At 65.8% G+C, this 18,621-nt stretch carries 16 protein-coding genes; 10 read left to right on the top strand and 6 right to left on the bottom strand.

Annotated elements, in window-relative coordinates; genetic code table 11:
* Positions 1-246 precede the first annotated feature (246 nt).
* Complete coding sequence (locus JQ507_32775; protein QRI73612.1) at positions 247-1,593, bottom strand: TAXI family TRAP transporter solute-binding subunit; 1,347 nt, start codon at positions 1,591-1,593, stop codon at positions 247-249.
* A 373-nt stretch (positions 1,594-1,966) separates the two neighbouring features.
* Between JQ507_32775 and JQ507_32770 the strand changes: the two genes are divergently transcribed.
* Positions 1,967-2,272 carry a 4a-hydroxytetrahydrobiopterin dehydratase gene (locus JQ507_32770; protein QRI69574.1) on the top strand — a complete coding sequence of 102 codons (306 nt, stop codon included), beginning with the start codon at positions 1,967-1,969 and terminating at the stop codon, positions 2,270-2,272.
* An 82-nt stretch (positions 2,273-2,354) separates the two neighbouring features.
* Positions 2,355-2,735, top strand: a complete 381-nt coding sequence (locus JQ507_32765; protein ID QRI69573.1) for a DUF1232 domain-containing protein — start codon at positions 2,355-2,357, stop codon at positions 2,733-2,735.
* Between the two features lie 100 nt (positions 2,736-2,835).
* Here the strand turns inward: JQ507_32765 and JQ507_32760 are convergent, their stop codons facing one another.
* Positions 2,836-3,816: an NADPH:quinone oxidoreductase family protein gene (locus JQ507_32760; protein QRI69572.1), complete on the bottom strand. Its 981-nt coding sequence runs from the start codon at positions 3,814-3,816 to the stop codon at positions 2,836-2,838.
* A gap of 105 nt (positions 3,817-3,921) precedes the next feature.
* On the opposite strand from JQ507_32760, the gene JQ507_32755 reads away from it, so the two are divergent.
* From JQ507_32755 to argG, 6 genes are all read left to right on the top strand, one after another.
* Entirely contained in the window at positions 3,922-4,761 is an 840-nt protein-coding gene (locus tag JQ507_32755) for an SDR family oxidoreductase (protein QRI69571.1), read from the top strand.
* Positions 4,762-4,935: 174 nt separating this feature from the next.
* Positions 4,936-5,535, top strand: a complete 600-nt coding sequence (locus JQ507_32750) for an Invasion associated locus B family protein (protein QRI69570.1) — start codon at positions 4,936-4,938, stop codon at positions 5,533-5,535.
* A gap of 74 nt (positions 5,536-5,609) precedes the next feature.
* The gene (rlmN, locus tag JQ507_32745) at positions 5,610-6,824 is read left to right on the top strand and encodes a 23S rRNA (adenine(2503)-C(2))-methyltransferase RlmN (GenBank protein ID QRI69569.1); all 1,215 of its coding nucleotides are present in this window, start codon (positions 5,610-5,612) and stop codon (positions 6,822-6,824) included.
* Between the two features lie 125 nt (positions 6,825-6,949).
* On the top strand, positions 6,950-7,435 hold the full coding sequence (locus JQ507_32740; GenBank protein ID QRI69568.1) for a hypothetical protein: 486 nt from the start codon (positions 6,950-6,952) through the stop codon (positions 7,433-7,435).
* Between the two features lie 39 nt (positions 7,436-7,474).
* Positions 7,475-8,257 (top strand): phosphatase PAP2 family protein, encoded by a 783-nt coding sequence (locus JQ507_32735; GenBank protein QRI69567.1) that lies wholly within the window; start codon positions 7,475-7,477, stop codon positions 8,255-8,257.
* A 92-nt stretch (positions 8,258-8,349) separates the two neighbouring features.
* The gene (argG, locus tag JQ507_32730; GenBank protein ID QRI69566.1) at positions 8,350-9,687 is read left to right on the top strand and encodes an argininosuccinate synthase; all 1,338 of its coding nucleotides are present in this window, start codon (positions 8,350-8,352) and stop codon (positions 9,685-9,687) included.
* Between the two features lie 170 nt (positions 9,688-9,857).
* Here argG and JQ507_32725 read toward each other — a convergent pair whose 3' ends face one another.
* Positions 9,858-10,445 carry a TetR/AcrR family transcriptional regulator gene (locus JQ507_32725; GenBank protein ID QRI69565.1) on the bottom strand — a complete coding sequence of 196 codons (588 nt, stop codon included), beginning with the start codon at positions 10,443-10,445 and terminating at the stop codon, positions 9,858-9,860.
* Positions 10,446-10,540: 95 nt separating this feature from the next.
* On the opposite strand from JQ507_32725, the gene JQ507_32720 reads away from it, so the two are divergent.
* Both JQ507_32720 and JQ507_32715 read left to right on the top strand, forming a co-directional pair.
* Positions 10,541-10,906: a nuclear transport factor 2 family protein gene (locus tag JQ507_32720; protein QRI69564.1), complete on the top strand. Its 366-nt coding sequence runs from the start codon at positions 10,541-10,543 to the stop codon at positions 10,904-10,906.
* Positions 10,907-11,020: 114 nt separating this feature from the next.
* The gene (locus JQ507_32715) at positions 11,021-12,778 is read left to right on the top strand and encodes an alkaline phosphatase (protein QRI69563.1); all 1,758 of its coding nucleotides are present in this window, start codon (positions 11,021-11,023) and stop codon (positions 12,776-12,778) included.
* A gap of 150 nt (positions 12,779-12,928) precedes the next feature.
* On the opposite strand, the gene JQ507_32710 is transcribed toward JQ507_32715, so the two are convergent.
* From JQ507_32710 to JQ507_32700, 3 genes are all read right to left on the bottom strand, one after another.
* Positions 12,929-15,229: an OmpA family protein gene (locus tag JQ507_32710; protein ID QRI69562.1), complete on the bottom strand. Its 2,301-nt coding sequence runs from the start codon at positions 15,227-15,229 to the stop codon at positions 12,929-12,931.
* A gap of 329 nt (positions 15,230-15,558) precedes the next feature.
* Positions 15,559-15,945 carry a VOC family protein gene (locus tag JQ507_32705; protein QRI69561.1) on the bottom strand — a complete coding sequence of 129 codons (387 nt, stop codon included), beginning with the start codon at positions 15,943-15,945 and terminating at the stop codon, positions 15,559-15,561.
* A 206-nt stretch (positions 15,946-16,151) separates the two neighbouring features.
* Positions 16,152-18,296: a response regulator gene (locus JQ507_32700; GenBank protein QRI69560.1), complete on the bottom strand. Its 2,145-nt coding sequence runs from the start codon at positions 18,294-18,296 to the stop codon at positions 16,152-16,154.
* Between the last annotated feature and the right edge of the window lie 325 nt (positions 18,297-18,621).

Here is an 18,621-nt window from a genome sequence, read left to right as displayed (position 1 = left end):
CCATGATGAGGGGGAAAACACCGTTATATTGAGCCTGCGTCTCAGGCGGTCTTGCATCAAAGCGTAAAAGCCTAGCGCCACGCACATTGCAACGCCCAACGCTACACCAGTGAAAGTGTTAAGCAGCATGCCGTCTACTAGACCCTGCAACCAGCACCAGTCACGCTTTTTCGTCTGTTTGCACCACCGGTCGTCTCCGCCGTCATTCCAGGAACGACGCTCAAGAACCGGACGCGAGTAACCAAGTTACGCCGTGCCCGCCGCCCTGAATTGCGTCGCAGTCCGCTGCAGATTCTGCGGCATGCTCAGCAGCAGCGCCTTGCGGTCGGCAACCGCGTTGTGGAACTGCTCCAGCGCGATGTTGAATGCGGTCAGCGTGCCTTCCTCGATCGCGCCATGCTCGAAGCAGTCCAGCGTGTGGCGCAGGATGTCGTCGGCCTCCGCCTGCAACTGGTCGAGCTCTTCGGTCGAATCGCTCTGCCGCGCGGTCTTCAGCATCTCGAGCAGGCGCTCGCGCTGCGAGGTGTTGGTGTTGCGCTCGTCCTGCTTGAGATAGCCGGCGAACCACGCGCCGGCCGAGCCCATCGCGGAGAACGCCATCAGACTCCACCAGATGTAGTCGCTGTAGCGGTCGAGGAAGGTCTTCTCCTCGCCGTCGACGAAGGCGGCCGCGCCCGGATGTACCGGAATGGTGGCATCCTTGTCGGTGTCGGGGGTCTCGATCTTGGCGGCGAGCGGGAAGTCGTTCTTGAGCGACTGCCGGATCGCGAACAATTGCCGGGTGAAGGCTGCGACCGTCGCGTCCGACAAGCCCTTCCGCGCCACGATGTGGTGCGAGAAGCTGATCGTCTTCACCTCATCCTCGGGCCGGTCGGCCGAGCCGAGCGAGCCGGCGGGGATTTCAGCGGCCTCATAGGCCGGATGGTTCTGCGCGATCGCCTCGGACGCATCGATCGGAAGGAAAGTCGGCTCGCCGCCGTCCTTGGTCGATGCCGTGATCGCATCGATCGTGACTTTGCTGTTGGCCGGGCCGACGGCGAGATAGGCGTCGGCCTTCAGGTTCTTGATGGCGTCGACCGCCTCATTGGCCGGGAATTGCACGATCTCGACCTTCATCGGGTCGACGCCGTATTGCGTCAGGATCAGCTTCAGCAGATTGACATTGGCGGGGGTACGGCCGACGACGCCGATCTTGCGGCCGGCGAGTTGCGCGATCTTGGTGATCTTCGCAGCCTTGCGGCCCTTGCCCTTTGCAGAGGGTGGAACCCACATCACCACGACATTCTTGCGCAGCACCGCGACGGCTTGTGCGTTCTTCGGCACGTCGAGGTCGCCGCGAATGATGGCGAGATCGGCCTTGCCGTCGGCCAGCGTCTGCGCGCTGGCGCTGGCGCCGTCGGTCTGCACCGGTCGGAGTTTGACCTGGGTATGCTGCTGGTTGTTGAAGGCCTGCGCCAGCGCCTGCACGACCTTGAGGTCATCGCTGTTCGCAGGGCCGACCGCGATCTTGAGCGTCACCGGACGCACCGCGAAATAATAGCCGGCGATCAGCGCGCCGACGATGGCGAGCGCGCCTGCGATCAAAACGAACATCAGCCGGCGCTTGGCGGAGCGCAACGGCTTGGGCGATATGCTGGCGGAGCCGTCTGTCATCGATCTCGCAAACAATCGTCGGGGCTCAATCTCGCAAAACTACCAACGCGCACATATCCTGCTTTTGTAGCAAATTCCTGGGCCCACAGATGTTACATCTCCGTCATGGTTACCAGCGGCGATAGGACGCGATTTCGGCCCTAATTTCGGCTTGGATCCCATCCCGGAGGCCGCTTGGCAGGGCGTTTTCCCGCGAAGTGGACACCGGTTCGCGCGAGAAAACGCGTCAAACCTGGAATCTAGAGCCCCGTTCCGATTCAATCGGAACGGAAAAGGCTCTAGGTTAAGGTCGGCGGCAAACGGGAGTGTTACCATGGTCGAAAAGCTGTCAGCGGAAGCAACAAAGGCCGCGCTCTGGGAACTGGCCGGCTGGACCGAGCTGGCCGGACGCGAGGCGATTGCAAAGACCTTCGTATTCAAGGACTTCAACGAGGCCTTCGGCTTCATGGCGCGCGCTGCCCTGGTCGCCGAGAAGAACGACCATCACCCGGAATGGAAGAACGTCTACAAGACGGTCGAAGTCGTGCTGGCGACCCACGACGTCGGCGGGGTGACCAAGCGCGATATCGACCTCGCCAAGGCCATGAATGCGATCGCAAGGCAGCTCGGGGTCAACTGACCCTGCTGCTCCACAACCTTGCGGCCGCCATTCGACGTCCCCAGATTCGTAAGCGTTCGCCGCAGGAGTAGGGAACCTTGCGATGGCAACGACTGAACACAGCGTGGGATTTGAGCCTGCCGACCGGCTGGCGCAGGACCGCGAGAGCGTGCGCCGCCGCTTCTGGGTCAAGTTCAAGAAAGTGGTGATCCGGCTGCCCTTCGCCGAGGATCTGCTGGCCGCCTATTACTGCGCGTTCGACCGGCAGACGCCGCGCCATGTGCAGGCGGCTCTGCTCGGCGCGATCGCCTATTTCATCCTGCCGTTCGATTTCATCCCGGACATGTTGCCGGTGCTCGGCTTCACCGACGATGCCGCGGTGCTCGCCACCGCGATCCGCATGGTGGCAAGCCACATTACGCCGGAGCACCGCGAAGCCGCACGCGCTGCGCTGAAGCGCGGGGTGCCTGAAAACGCGGAATAAGCTGTGGCCCGGATGAATCGAAGCGCAATCCGGGTTCTCCTCACAGTCGAACGAGCAGTCCCGGATTTCGCTACGCTCCATCCGGGCTGCACGATCCCGCTCAGCTGCCCGGATGCAGGATCACCTTGCCCATCGCCTTGCGGCCGGCGAGCACCTTCAGCGCTTCCGCGGTCTGCGACAGCGGGAAGGTGCGGTCGACATGCGAGGAGATCTTCCCTTCCGCAGTCCACTGCACGAGCTTCTCGAGGTTCTTGCGGTTCTTCTCCGGATTCTGCCGCGCCCACGCGCCCCAGAACACGCCGCGGATATCGCAGCCCTTCAGCAGCGCGAGGTTGAGCGGGATCTTCGGAATGTCGCCGGCGGCAAAGCCGATCACCAGGAAGCGGCCTTCCCATGCGGTCGAGCGCAGCGCGGCTTCGGCATAAGAGCCGCCGACCGGATCGAACACGATGTCGGCGCCCTTGCCGTCGGTGAGCTTGCGCAACCCTTCCTTGAGATCTTCCTTGGCGTAGTTCAGCGTCAGCTCGGCGCCGTGCTGCTTGGCGAAGGCGAGCTTCTCGTCCGACGATGCGCAGGCGATCACCTTGAGGCCCATCAGCTTGCCGAGCTCGCATGCCGCAAGGCCGGTGCCGCCGGCGGCCCCTAACACCGCGAGCGTTTCGCCCGGCTTCGGGCTGGCGCGATCTTCCAGCGCATGCAGCGCGGTGCCGTAGATGATGATGATTCCTGCGGCGCGGTCGTAATCGAGATTGTCGGGAATCTTCACGATCGTATTCGCCGGCAGCGCGATCTTGTCGCGCGCACCGTTGTGGCCGCATGACGCCACGACGCGATCACCGACTTTGAGATCAGTGACACCAGCGCCGACGCTCTCGATCACACCGGCGACTTCGGCAGCCGGTGAGAACGGGAACGGCGGCTTGATCTGGTACTTGCCCTGGATCATCAGGATGTCGAAGAAGTTCAGCGCCGCCGCCTTGATCGCGATCACGGCTTCGCCGGGACCCGCCACCGGATCGGGCACGTCCGCCAGCACGAGATCGTCGGGTTGACAGTATTGCGAGCAGAGGATGGCTTTCATGGACACACCTGAGTTTCGGACGCAGAAAGAGCTGCAAGATCTTGGACTACAAGCTTCATGCCGGATTTGCGGCGGAGCGACAATACAGTGCGGAGGGATCAAACTATGTTTGAAAAAGGCCTGCTAGCGAAAAAGCGCATCCTGATCACCGGCGGCGGCTCCGGCCTTGGCGCCGCGATGGGCGCCCGCTTTGCCGAACTCGGCGCCGAACTGATCATCTGCGGGCGGCGCGAGGCGCTGCTGGAGGAAACCGCAGGCAAATTCCGCAGCGCGTTCGGCGCCAGGGTCTCGACCGCGCGCTGCGATATTCGCGATGGCGCCGCGGTCGAGGCGATGATGGACCAGGTGTGGCAGGACGCGCCGATCGACGTGCTGGTCAACAATGCTGCCGCAACCTTTATTGCGCAGAGCGAACATTTGTCATTCCGCGCCGCGGACGCGATCCTCGCACCGACCCTGCATGGAACGATGTACTGCACGCTCGCCGCCGGCCGCCGCTGGATCGAAGGCAAGCACAAGGGCGTGGTGCTCTCGATCCTGTCGACCTCGACCATCACCGGCCGCGCCTTCACGGTGCCGTCGTCGATGGCCAAGACCGCGGTGCTGGCGATGACCAAGAGCCTCGCCGTCGAGTGGGGCCCGAAGGGCATCCGCACCGTGGCGATCGCGCCGGGTGCATTCCCGACGCCGGGTGCGACCGGTCAACTGCGTCCCGAAGGGCGCGGCGAGACCTGGTCGCATCGCAATCCGCTCGGCCGTGCCGGCGAGCATTCGGAGCTTGCTAATCTCGCGACCTTCCTGATCTCGGATCAGGCCGGCTACATCAATGGCGAGATGGTGGTGCAGGACGGCGGCTCGCATTTGCGCAGTTCCGGTGCCGAGGACCTGCTGCAATGGACCGACGCGCAGTGGGAGAGCCAGCGCGCGGCGCGCGCCAAGGGTTGATGAAGGCTGATGCGCGATCACAAGCGCTGAGTAAGAATGGATGCGCGTGCGGCTGTGGCCGAGGCGCATCCAGGCCGAACTGCCTTCCCAAAAAAGCGTTTCCCGGTTATCCATCCAAGCCGGCGGAGGGGGAATCGCCGGGCCATCTTGCAGTCACAATGATGGGGGAACCAGTTGGCCGTGCGGCAGATTCTGACATCACTGGCGGCTTGTGTCCTGTGCGGGATCATCTCCCTCGCGCCGACGCAGGCTGCGCCCAAGAAAGATGCGGCCAAGGAAGCGGCCAAGCCGGCGCCTTCGGCCGCCGCGGCTGCGGCCGGCGGTGCGGAGCCGACCTTGATCGGCCAATTCGGCACCTGGGGCGCGTACACCGCCTCGCCCAACGGCAAGAAGGTGTGCTTTGCGCTCGCCAAGCCGTCCTCGTCGAAGACCAATCCGCCGAACCGGCCGCGCGATCCGGCCTATGCCTTCATCTCCACCCGTCCGGCGGAGAAGGTCGTCAACGAAGTCTCGATCATGATCGGCTACACCGTGAAGCCGGGCTCGGAATCGACGTTGCAGGTCGGCGGCGGAACCTATGCGATGTACACGCAGGGCGATGGCCTCTGGATCAAGAATGCGGCCGAGGAGGAGCGGATGGTGGAAGCCATGCGCAAATCGGCCGATCTGACGGTAAAAGCCGTCTCGGCGAAGGGTACCGAGACGATCGACAGCTTCTCGCTGAAGGGCTTGGCGCAGGCGCTCGACCGGCTGGGGCAGGACTGCCGGCGCTAGGGCCGGCTCGGAAACGCAAAATCGAGGTATTTCGTGGCTTTCCAGCACCGGCTGGAAGGCCTATTTGAGGTTTCATGACCGACACCGCAACCACCAAGGCCGGGTCCGGCGCCAGCGCGCTGGTCGAAAAAGTTCCGCTCGAGACCTATGTGCCGCCGGCCAAGCCGTCGCTGATCGGGCTGTCGCGCGCCGAAATAGCCGATCGCCTGGGCGAGATCGGCGTGCACGCCGGCCAGCGCAAGATGCGCACCCAGCAGCTCTGGAACTGGATGTATTTCCGCGGCGCCAAGAGCTTTGCCGAGATGACCAACGTCTCGAAGGACATGCGCGCCGAGCTCGAGAAGCATTTTACCGTCGACCGTCCCGAGGTGGTCGCCGAGCAGATCTCCAATGACGGCACGCGCAAATGGCTGCTGCGGCTGCCGAGCGGCGACAAGGTCGAGCGGGCGCATGAGGTCGAGTGCGTCTACATCCCCGAGACCGATCGCGGCACGCTGTGCGTTTCCTCGCAGGTCGGCTGCACCCTGAACTGCTCGTTCTGCCACACCGGCACGCAGCGGCTGGTGCGCAACCTCACTGCCGGCGAGATCGTCGGCCAGGTGATGGTGGCGCGCGACCGGCTGAACGACTGGGCCGACCGCGAGGACGGCACGCGCCGCGTCACCAACATCGTGATGATGGGGATGGGTGAGCCGCTCTACAATTTCGACGCGGTGCGCGATGCGCTGTTGATCGTCGGCGACAATGAAGGCATCGGCATTTCCCGCCGCCGCATCACGCTGTCGACCTCGGGTGTTGTGCCGAACATCAAGCGCACCGGTGATGAGATCGGCGTGATGCTGGCGATCTCGCTGCATGCGGTGCGTGACGAATTGCGCAACGAGCTGGTGCCGCTGAACCGCAAATATCCGATCAAGGAGCTGTTGCAGGCCTGCCGCGATTATCCCGGCGCCTCGAATGCACGGCGCATCACCTTCGAATATGTGATGCTCAAGGGCGTCAACGATTCGCTCGATGACGCCAAGCTCCTGGTGAAGCTGCTCAAGGGCATTCCGGCGAAGATCAATCTGATCCCGTTCAATCCGTGGCCGGGCACGGCCTACGAATGCTCGGACTGGGAGCAGATCGAAAAGTTCTCCGAATACATCTTCAACGCCGGCTATTCCTCGCCGGTGCGCACCCCGCGCGGCCGCGACATCCTCGCCGCCTGCGGCCAGCTCAAGTCGGAGACCGAAAAGCTCTCCGCCCGCGAGCGCCAGGCGCTGCGCGCGATGGCGATGACGGATTGAAAGCCGTGAGCGACAACGCTCCCCACGGCGTCATTGCGAGCGAAGTGAAGCAATCCATGTCCGAGCTTGCTGAAGGATGGATTGCTTCGTCGCTTCGCTCCTCGCAATGACGGAGGAGTGCTAGCATGGCCTTGATCGGCCGCCTGTTCGTCGTCGCGTTCGGTTTCCTGATGGCCTGCTTCGTGGCCGGGATCATCGTGGTCGGCGCGGTGCTGTATCCCGAGATCTCCGATTTCGGCGGCCAGATCGACCAGAGCGCGATCGACATCGTGCTCGGCTTCGGCTTCATCTTCATCTCCGGCTTTGCGCTGTTGCCGGCGCTGATCGTGGTGCTGATCACCGAAGCGTTCTTCATCAGGAGCGTGCTAGCTTATGCGATCGGCGGTGCGATCGTCGGCGCAGCCTGCTATCTCGGCCTGATCCCGTTCGATCCCGATACGGTGCAATTCCACGGCATCGTGCGCCGGCACATGGAGATCATGACCGGCGCCGGCATCGTCGCGGGTCTGGTGTACTGGCTGATCGCCGGCCGCACCGCCGGCGCCTGGCGCGAGCCGCCACGCCCCCTGCCGCCGCCCCCGCCATTGCCGTCGCAATCGCCGCGGCCGTGAAGCTTCCCATGCCCTCTCGCCTCGGCTAAACCGCGCGCCATGAACCGGACCGGACTTTTCATTGCGCTGGCGCTGGCGCTCGTCGTCGGCATCCTGTTCGGGATTTATCCCGAGCTCGACCTCAAGCTGGCGGCGCTGTTCTACAATGCCGCGCAGAACACCTTCCCCGTGAAGCTCGATACGGTGGCGCAGTTCGCGCGCGATGCGGCGATGTGGATCGCATGGGCGCTGGTGCTGCCGGCGATCGTGACCATCGTCTGGAAATTCATCCGGCCGGACCGGCCGATGCTGATGTCCGGCCGCGCCGCGGTGTTCCTGCTCACCACGATGCTGCTCTCGGCCGGCGTGCTCACCAACCTCACCTTCAAGAACTATTGGGGCCGGCCGCGGCCGGTGTTCGTGACGCAGTTCGGCGGCGACCTTGCATTCAAGCCGTGGTGGGACCCGCGCGGCGGCTGCCCGCGCAACTGCTCGTTCTTCTCCGGCGAGGGCGCCACCGCGTTCTGGACCTACGCGCCGGCGGCGCTGACGCCGCCCGCCTGGCGGCCGCTGGCCTTTGCCGGGGCGACCGTGTTCGGCATCGTCACCAGCGCCCTTCGCATGGCCTTCGGCGGTCATTTCTTCACCGATGTCGCGATCGCCGGCCTGGTGTCGTTCTTCACCGTCTGGCTGTTTTATGCGCTGATCTACCGCTGGGCGGCGACTCGGTTGACCGACGCCCAGGTCGATGCCGCGCTGACGCGGCTCGCGATGCCCGGCTACCGCTGGATGCAGCGCTGGCGCCGCGGCGGCAAGGCGGAGCCCAGCCAGCCCGAGGCTTGATCAGGGGCCTGATTAAAGGCGTGCCCCCGCTTCGGAAATTTGTTATCGCGACTTCCAGAAACCTCATCCATTTCGACCGATTGGACTGTCCCATGAGCACGATTCTGAAAAGCCTGCCCACTGGCGAAAAAGTCGGCATCGCGTTCTCGGGCGGGCTCGACACCTCGGCGGCGCTGCTCTGGATGAAGCTGAAGGGCGCCAAGGTGTTCGCTTACACCGCCAATCTCGGCCAGCCCGACGAGGCCGATTACGATGCGATCCCGCGCAAGGCGATGGATTTCGGCGCCGAGAAGGCGCGCCTGGTCGACTGCCGCACCCAGCTGGTCCACGAAGGCATTGCCGCGATCCAATCCGGCGCGTTCCATATCTCGACCGGCGGCATCACCTATTTCAACACCACGCCGCTTGGCCGCGCGGTGACCGGCACCATGCTGGTCGCGGCGATGCAGGAGGACGGCGTCAACATCTGGGGCGACGGTTCGACCTTCAAGGGCAACGACATCGAGCGCTTCTATCGCTACGGCCTGCTGACCAATCCGAGCCTGCGCATTTACAAGCCCTGGCTCGACCAGCAGTTCATCGACGAGCTCGGCGGCCGCGCCGAAATGTCGGCCTTCATGACCGCGCAGGGCTTCGCCTACAAGATGAGCGCGGAGAAGGCCTATTCGACCGACAGCAATCTGCTCGGCGCGACGCATGAGGCCAAGGATCTCGAGAGCCTGTCGAGCGGCATCACCATCGTCAATCCGATCATGGGCGTGCCGTTCTGGCGCGCCGATTGTGATGTGAAGCCCGAGAAGGTCGTGGTGCGCTTCGAGGAAGGCCAGCCGGTCGCGCTGAACGGCAGGAGTTTTGCCGATCCGGTCGCGCTGTTCCTGGAAGCCAATGCGATCGGCGGCCGCCACGGCCTCGGCATGAGCGACCAGATCGAGAACCGCATCATCGAGGCCAAGAGCCGCGGCATCTACGAGGCGCCCGGCATGGCGCTGCTGCACATCGCCTATGAGCGGCTGGTCACCGGCATCCACAACGAGGATACGATCGAGCAGTACCGCATCAACGGCATGCGGCTCGGCCGCTTGCTCTATCAGGGCCGCTGGTTCGATTCGCAGGCCTTGATGCTGCGCGAGACCGCGCAGCGCTGGGTCGCGAGCGCCGTCACCGGCGAGGTGACGCTCGAACTGCGCCGCGGCAACGACTACTCGATATCAAACACCGAGAGCCCGAACCTGACCTATGCGCCGGAGCGGCTCAGCATGGAGAAGGTCGAGGACGCCGCCTTCACGCCGGCCGACCGCATCGGCCAGCTCACGATGCGCAACCTCGACATCGCCGACACCCGCGCCAAGCTCGGCGTCTATAACAAGACCGGACTGATTTCGAGCGGCGAAGGCGCACAGATTTTCCAGCTCAAGAACGACAAGGATTGAGCTGGGGCTGCCCGTCGTCGCACACTTGCTGTCGTCCCGGCGAAAGCCGGGACCCATAACCACAGGATCGCGTTGTTAGAGCGAGCTGTGGCTCCAGCGTTGCGCAACAATTGACGGTCGTGGTTATGGGTCCCGGCTTTCGCCGGGACGACGCGGGGAGAGGGCTGGGCTTACTTCACCCTCAGCGCATCCAGCAGCGAGCCGAACGCCCGCGCATAGTCCGTGCCGGTCTTGCCGATGTCGGGCCCCGCGGACACCGCGACCGCTGCTTCCGTCACCGCACCCAGCAACAGCCGCGCCAACGGCTCGATCGGTTGTTTCGCGATCACGCCGGCCTCCATCGCGGCCGCCAGCGCGCGCGGAAACTTGCCGCCGAAATGTTTGGCGTCGATCTCGCGCCAGCGCTCCCAGCCGAGCACGGCCGGGCCATCGCGCAGGATGATCTGCCCGGTCGGGCCCTTCGCGCACGCCGCGAAATAGCCCTGTGTGCCCGCGGCCATCGCCGCGAGTGGATCGTTCTCGGCGCGCGAGATGCGGTCGAGATCGGCGACGAGGTCGATCGACACCTGCTCGAACACCGCCTCGAACACCGCCTCCTTGGTCGCGAAGTGATGATAGACCGCGCCCTTTGCAACCCGCGCGCCGCTTGCGATGTCGTCCATCGTCGCGGCCGCAAAGCCGCGCTCGCCAAAGATGCGGCGCGCCGCCTTGACGATCGAGGCTCTGGTCTTCTCGCGCCGTTCGGCCTGGGTTGCCATCACGCATGTCTAGCCCAGGTTCCGCAGCGACGCCAGTTGACTTACAGACTATCAGTCGGTATTTACCGACCAATAGTCGGTAAATGGAGAGTGCCATGCCTTCCCTCAAGACGCTGCAAGCCTTCGCGGACACGGTCGAAGCCAACGACCATGTCGGCGCCATCAGGAACTTCTACTCCGCCGATGCCCGCACCCAGGAGAATGACGGCGAATGGCGCGTCGGCCGCGAGGCGCTGGCGGCGCGCGAGGCGGCGGTGCTGGCCGCGGTCTCCGGTGTCAAGACCACGCGGCTCGGGCCGTTGCTGCTCGACGGCGACCATTCGGCGATCTGCTGGCGGTTTGAATTCACGGCTAAGGACGGCAAGGTCCGCAGCATGGAGGAGGTCGCCTGGCAGACCTGGCGCGGCGAGGAATTGGTCGAGGAGCGCTTCTTCTACGATCCGCAGCAGATGGCGCGCTGACCCGCCGCCCGCCGTTGCGGCAATAGGTCCCGCCGCCGCCTCATTGCGGCGTCATCCGCCACCATTAGCCTCCGCCCCCGACGCGCAGTGTACGCAAGGGGCGGAGCATCGATCATGATCAAGTCAGTCGCTGGCGTGGCGGTCACGCTATTGTTGTCGGCTACGGCCGCGCTCGCCCAGACCATCTATCCGATCGATCGTGCGGATATTCTCGTCGGCGCGAAATTCGACTTCAAGGTCGAGCTTGCCGGCGTCGTCGATCAGGCCAGGTTGAAGGTGACGCTGAACGGCGCGGACTATGCCGCGGTGTTCGGCCAGAGCGGCATCTTCACCGCGCGCGAAGCCGGCAAGGACCAGTCGGCCTTGCTGCTCCGTGATGTCTCGCTCGACAACGCCGGCCCGATGACCGTCGAAGTCAGCGACGGCACGCAGAGCCGCACCGTGACCTGGACCGTCTACGACAGCGGACCGCGCAAGGCGAAGAACGTGATCTTGTTCATCGGCGACGGGATGTCCCCGGCACACCGCGTCGCCGCGCGAATCCTCTCCAAGGGAATTGCGGAAGGCAAGAGCCGCGGCAAGCTCGCGATCGACGACATGCCGCAGATGGCGCTGGTCGCGACCGCGGGCTCGGATTCGATCATCACCGATTCCGCGAATGCCGCGAGTGCCTACGCCACCGGCCACAAGGCCGCGGTCAACGCGCTCGGCGTCTACGCCGATCGCACGCCCGATCCGCTCGATGATCCCCGGGTCGAGACCATCGCGAGCCTGGCCAAGCGCCGGGCGGGCCTCGCCATCGGTATCGTCACCAACACCGAAGTCGAGGATGCCACGCCGGCCGCGATGCTCGCGCATACCCGCCGCCGCGCTGCCTATGACGCGATCGTCGCGCAATATTTCGACGCCAAACCCGACGTGCTGATGGGCGGCGGCTCCGCGAACTTCCTGCCGCAGTCCGCGGCGGGATCGAAACGCAAGGACGATATCGATTATCTCGCGCGCTTCCGCGACGCCGGCTATCCGCTTGCGACCACGGCAAGCGAGCTGAATGCGCTCGCAGCCAAGCCGGACACCCGCAAACTCCTCGGTCTATTCGCGACCGGCAACATGGACGGCGCGCTCGACCGCAAGTTCCTCAAGGGCGGCGGCGTCAAAAAATTCCCCGAGCAACCCGACCTGACCGCGCAGGTCCAGGCCGCGCTCACAATCCTGTCGAAGCACGAATCCGGCTTCTTCCTGATGGTCGAGTCCGGCCTGATCGACAAATACGCCCATCTGCTCGACATGGAGCGTGCGGTCTACGACACCATCATGCTCGACAATGCGGTGCGATTGGCCAAGGACTGGGCCAAGGCGCGTGGCGACGATACGCTGATCCTGGTCGTGGCCGACCACAACCATCCGAACAGCCTGGTCGGCACCATCAACGACGACATGGCGGCCGTGCCCAACGTACCGCTGCGCGAGCGCGTCGGCGTCTACGAGAAGGCCGGCTTTCCGAACTACCCGGCGCCCGATGCCGAGGGTTATCCGTCCCGTGTCGATGTCTCCAGGCGGCTCGCGATCTTCTCGGCCAGCCTGCCCGACCATTACGAGACGTTCCGTCCCAAGCTCGACGATCCGAACGAGCCGACCGTGAAGGGCGATGCGCCCGACACCTTCAAGGCCAACGACAAATACAAGGACGTTCCCGGCGTCGTGCTGCGCTTCGGCAATCTGCCGGCGATGATCGGTGCCAGCGTGCATTCCGGCGAGGATGTCATCCTCACCGCCACCGGGCCGGGCAGCGAGCGCGTCCACGGCTCGATGGACAACACCGAGGTGTTTCGCGTGATGGTCGAGGCGCTGGGGCTGGGCGCGGGGAAATAAATTCGCCGTCATTGCGAGGAGCCACCCGGTCCTGGATGACGGGCTTCGCTCCGCGCGCAATGACGGGGAGGGCCAAGCCATCGTTACTCCGCAAAAACAAGAATGGCCGGGATTGCTCCCGGCCATTTGGTCTCGTGATGTCTCGCCGTCTCAGCGCGGAGCGGCGGAGGCGCCGGTGAGCAGCGGGGTGATGCGGCGGACGGTGACGCGCCGGTTGATGCGGCTCGGTCCGTCGGTCTGCTCCTTCAGATATTGCGAGCCGTAACCCTGCGAAGTCAGGTTCTCGGCCGGCACGCCGAACTGCTGCGTCAGCAATTCGGCGGCAGACTGCGCGCGGCGGTCGGACAGCGACAGATTGTCGGTGTCGTTGCCGGTTGCGTCCGTATGGCCTTCGATCAGGAACACCTCGCGCGGATTGCGCTGGATGGCCCGGTTGAGGCCGTCGGCAATCACCTGCAGCCTCGCCGCCTGGTCGGGTGGGATGGTCCACGATCCAGAGTCGAAGTTGATCGTGTTGACGTCGATGCTCGGCATCTGCATGCGGACATTGGGGCTGTAGCGGATCTCGTCGAGCGAATAGCGTCGCTCGATCCGCTGCACCGGCGGTGCCTCCATGGTCTCGTAGATCACGTCGGGCGACGCTTCCTGAGCGTCGACGATGTAGCGATCATAGGGAATGTTGACCACCGGCGGCGGCACGTCGACATAGAAGCCACCGACCGCACGCGGATCGCGATAGGTGTTGTCGATGATGACGATCTCGCGCCCGCCGGGATCCCGGCGGATTCGGCGCAGCATCTGGCCATCGGACCCGACCACGGTGATGATCTCGCTGCCGTCGGGACGAATCACGATGGTCCGGGTCTCGCCGCCGATCGTCTCGGTGCGGATGTCACGCGCGCCGTAGCGGAAGCGATAGACGTCGTCGCCACGAACATAGGCCTGTCCGCTCGGGTCGCGGATGATGACCCGGTCCGGCTCGGTGTAGATGGTGCGGCCGTCTTCGACCACTTCCTGCCGCTGGCCGCGCAGATCGGCGATACTCCCGCCGAGGATGGCGCCGGCCACCACGCCCGCACCGACCGCAGCGCCGATGGCGAGCGGGGTGATATTGTCATGGCGCGGCGGTGGCGGCAGTGGCGCTGCAACGGCGGGCGCAGCCCGGAATGCCGGCGCAACCGTCGGCGGGGCGTATTGCGCCTGGCCGGGCGGCGGCGTTGCGGCTGCCGAGCCGGGGACGACCGACGGTGCCGGTGCGCCCATGGCGGCGCCTTGGGCGGGCGATACGCCGGGCGCAGCACCCGGGCGTGCCTGTTGAGCCGGAGCCGGTGCCGCACCAGGGGCACCCATTGCCGCTCCAGGGGCCGCCGGCGTTCCGGGCGGTGTGGCTGGACGTCCCTGCTGGCCCGGAGCCGGCGTCGCAGCGGGTGGCGTCGGAGTGGGTGTGGTCGCGCCGGGTGGGGTCGCGGCGGGCGAGGTGCCCGGTCGCGCCGGCGCGCCTGCTGCCGGAGGCGTCGTCGCCGAAGGCGCGGGCGTTGCCGGAGAGGTGGTCGCGGGCGGCGTGCCCGGAGGTTGCTTGGCTCCGCCGGGACGTTCGCCGGCAGGACGTTCGCCAGCAGGGCGTTCGCCGCCGGGACGTTCTCCGCGGAGGCGTTCGGCCGGCGCCGGTGTCGCAGCTCCCGGAGCTGGTGTTGCCGCTCCCGGTGTCGGTGTCGCGGACGGCGTGCCGGGGCGTCCCGCTGGAGCGGCGCCTGGCGCGGGTGTCGGCGGCGTATGCGCCGCACCCGGTGCGGCCGGAGTGGCTCCAGGCACTGGCGTCGGCGGCGTGCCCGGCCGCTGCGGTGCTGCCGCGGGTGGCGGCGTCGGCGTCGGATGTGCGGGCGCCGCTGCCGGCGGCGGCGTCACAGGCTTCGCGGGAGCAGCCGCGGGCGGCTCCGGCCGTGCAGGCGCGGGCAATGGCGCCGGCTTTGCGGCCGGCGGTTCGGGTCGTGCAGGTGCCGCGGCCGGCGGCGTGACCGGATGCGCGGCCGGCGGTTCAGGCCGTGCGGGAGCCGGGGGCGGCGCCGGATGCGGTGCGGCCGCAGGAGGCGGCGTCGGCTTTGGAGGCGCTGCGGCAGGCGGTTCGGGCCGCGCCGGCGCTGCGGGCGGGGCCGGCCTTGCGGCCGGCGGCTCCGGCCGTGCAGGTGCTGCGGCCGGCGGCGGAGCCGGATGCGCGGGTGGCGCGGCAGCTGGCGGTGGCGCTTGCGGATGTGGCGCTGCGGCCGGCGGTGCCGGATGTGCAGGAGCGCCGGGCGCCGGGTGCGGCTTCGGCTTTCCGTCTGGTCCGAGTTCTTCCTTCTGCTGCGCCTGTGCGACGACCAGCGGCGAATTTTGTGCGTGCGACGCTGAGGTGGCGAACTGCATCACCGTCAGCGCAGTCGTGGCAAGCAGCACGAGACGAAGCTTTGTCATGATCTTGGAGTCCCCGGCGGAAAGTCTGGGCAGGAAGGAAAGTCAGAACCGAACAATTCGGCAGGACGATGAATTGCCAGCCGTTAGGCCGGATTGTGGCGAGTGCCGAATCATCGGCGAAGTTTATTTCGACATTATAACGGGTTGCATGTGGCTTTGTTCACTAGACATTCAGAAGAAACGCTTCGACACACTCGCAATCGATGTGGAACTGAGGCGCGCGCGTGATCGATCGCCGGGCGGGTCGATCTGTCGCAGGTCGCATGCAGGATGGTCCGGACGGCCCGCGCGCTGTTGATTCGGCGTTGCCCGGCCAATTCGTCCGGCCGCTATTCGGGCGTGTGGCAGACCGCCTCGATGTTGTGGCCGTCGGGATCGAGCACGAAGGCCCCGTAATAGGTCGGGTGATAATGCGCGCGAATGCCCGGCGCGCCGTTGTCGCGGCCGCCGGCCGCCATCGCGGTCTTGTAAAAGGCGTCGACGGTGGCGCGGTCCTTGGCGGTGATGGCGATATGCACCGGCTTGTTCATCGCGCCTTCGCCGCCGATCCAGAAATCCGGCTTGCCGTTGGCGCCGAAGCCTGCCGTCGGCGCGTGCCCGGTTACTTCCGCGGGCACTTCCATGATCAGGCCGTAATCAAGCGGCGCCAGCGCCGCCTGGTAGAACGCCTTCGCGCGTTCGTAGTCAGAGACCGAAAAGCCGATATGGTCGATCATCGCGAGCCTCCCTTGTTGCGGCGAATCTCTGTCCGCGTTTTCGTTTCACCCTTCCTTGAAAAGTGGAAGTGAAGATGTGGCCCGGATGAAGTGAAGCGCAATCCGGGGGCTGCTCTAGCCGCCGATGGTCTCTCCCACGACCGAAGCCGGTGGCTATGGGTTTGCCAGGACGACAGCGAATGTGTGGCACGCGCACGCGATTCACTTCACCCCGCCGGCGCCTGATCCCGCCGTAGCCGGCGCGAGCGCGCGGCCTTGTGTAGCACGCGTGCCAGTTGCTCGGCCGAATAGGGCTTCTGCAGCAGCTCGAAGCCGCCGCTGCCCTGCTGCGACAACACCTGGCTGTAGCCGGAGGCGAGCACGATCGGCAGATCGAGCCGCTGCCGGCGAATCTCCTCCGCAAGTTCGATGCCGCTCATGCCCGGCATCACGACATCGGTGAACACGAGGTCGAACCTGCCGGGGTCGACGGCCAGCTCTTCCAGCGCGTGGGTGGCGTTCTCCACCAAAACACAGGTGCAACCGAGCTGGGTCAGCGTGTCGGCGGCGAACTTTCCGACCTCGGCGTTGTCCTCGACGATCAGGACCGACGCATTGGTCGGATCGACCGGAGGCGCATCCTCGGTGAGCGGCGATTGCGCGTTGTGCCTGCCGACCACGCGCGGCAGATACAGCGTGAATGTCGAGCCCTTGCCGATCTCGCTGCTGACGGTGACCTCGCCGCCGGATTGCTTGGCGAAGCCGAACACCTGCGACAGGCCGAGACCGGTGCCGTGACCGACCTCCTTGGTGGTGTAAAACGGCTCGAAGATCCGGCCGAACAGCTCCTGCGGAATTCCGACGCCGGTATCGGCCACCGACACCGCGACATAGCCGTGCGGACTCGGCGGCATGCTCGTCCCGGGCGGCAGATCGTCCACGGCGCGGACCGCGATCGTGAGCCGGCCGACGCCATCCATCGCGTCGCGCGCATTCACCGCCATATTGATGATGGCGGTCTCGAACTGGCCGGCATCGGCGTTGACGAGGCAGGTCTTATCGGGCACCTGCGCCGTGATCTCGATGCGCGAACCGATCAGGGTGGCGATCATCTCGCTCAGGGTGCGGACGTTCTGGCAGGCGTCGAACACTTCGGGCTTGAGGGTCTGCCGGCGCGCGAACGCCAGCAGCTGGTTGGTCAGCTTGGCGGCGCGGTTCACCGTGTTGGAGATCGCATCGATGTAGCGCTGCCGTCGCGGCTCCGGCAGGTCCGGCCGCCGCAACATGTCGACCGATGCGCGGATCACGGTGAGCAGATTGTTGAAGTCGTGCGCGACGCCGCCGGTGAGTTGCCCGAGCGCTTCGAGCCGCTGGCCGTGCCGCAGCGCATCCTCGGCCTCGATCCGCCGGTTGGCCTCCTCCTCCAGCCGCTCGGTTCGCTGGTAGGCCAGCGCCAGCAGGCCGAACAGCAGCGCGGTGGCCGGGATGCCGAAGATCAGGTGCTGGGCCATGGTGTTGATCCAGCGCGCCCGGATCGCCGAGGTTTCGAGACCGGCGCTGACATAGATCGGGTATTCGGACAGCCGCTCATAGCGCATGCGCCGCTCGATACCGTCGACGGGGGAGCGGATCGTCATGGTGCCGGCCAGCGGATTGGCGGCCATCTGCTGTCCGAGCGGCCCGCTCGGCTCGAATCTGACGTCGTGGTCGACGACGGGGAAATGCGCCAGCACCGCGCCATCGGTCCGGATCAGAGCCAGGAAGCTGCCGGGCTCCCGGCCGATCCGCGCATAGAAGTTCTCGAAATACTCCGGAAGCACCGAAGCCTGGATCACGCCGGCAAAGCTGCCATCCGCGTTGCTGCGGCGCCGGCCGACGCTGAAGAACCGCGCGCCCTGATAGGGCGGCCGCGGGGTCAGCACCTCGCCGATAAAGGTGCCGATGTCGCGCTCGGCATGGATCCGGAAGTAGTCCCGATCCGAGAAATCGACGTCGGGGGCCGGCTCGACCAGGCTGTTGACCAGGGCATGGCCGCTGGCATCGAACACCCAGATCGATTTCACCTGGGGAAGCGTATCGGCGACCTGGCGCAGCCGCTCGTGCAGGCTCTTCTCGCGCGCGGCGATGTCGGCGTCGCTCATCCCGCGGACGACCTCGGTGATCTCGCCCAGGCTGCGGTCGATGGTCTCGAACACCTTGAGCGCGTGTTCATGGGTGACGTCGAGGGTCCGCTGGATTTCCTGGTCGGCGGCGTCGCTGTTTGAAACCCGGGACATCGCCGAAGCGAACAGGAACAGCGCCAGCGGAAGGGCCAGCGAGGCGGCCATCATCCATCGCAGCAGTATCAGCGAATTGCGTTGTGCGGTCGGCACGGGCGCTCCGGCTCCTTGCGGAGCTTAACGCAAACCATTGTGCCGGAGGAAGCAAATCCCCGCCCCGGAGGCTCATCCAACGTCCGCGGGCAGCGAAAGGCGGTTAGGGGCGATCGGCCGGCCGCCGGTTGATATTCGGGCCCGGCGCGGACGGCGATCCCGCCCGCGTGGGAGCCGAATGTCCGTTGGCCCGCGTGCCGGCCCCGAGGCCGCCGCCCGGAGGGATCACGACCTCGTTAGCTGGAGCGCGGCGGTCAAGCGGAAATCCGGCCGGGATGACGATCGCAGGGGCTGTTTTTAGGAGTTCTAAAACCTCTCACGGGCA

The organism is Bradyrhizobium sp. PSBB068, from assembly GCA_016839165.1.
Taxonomy (GTDB): domain Bacteria; phylum Pseudomonadota; class Alphaproteobacteria; order Rhizobiales; family Xanthobacteraceae; genus Bradyrhizobium.
Note: the sequence above shows the minus strand (reverse complement) of the source record. Positions and strands in the feature narration are given on the sequence as shown.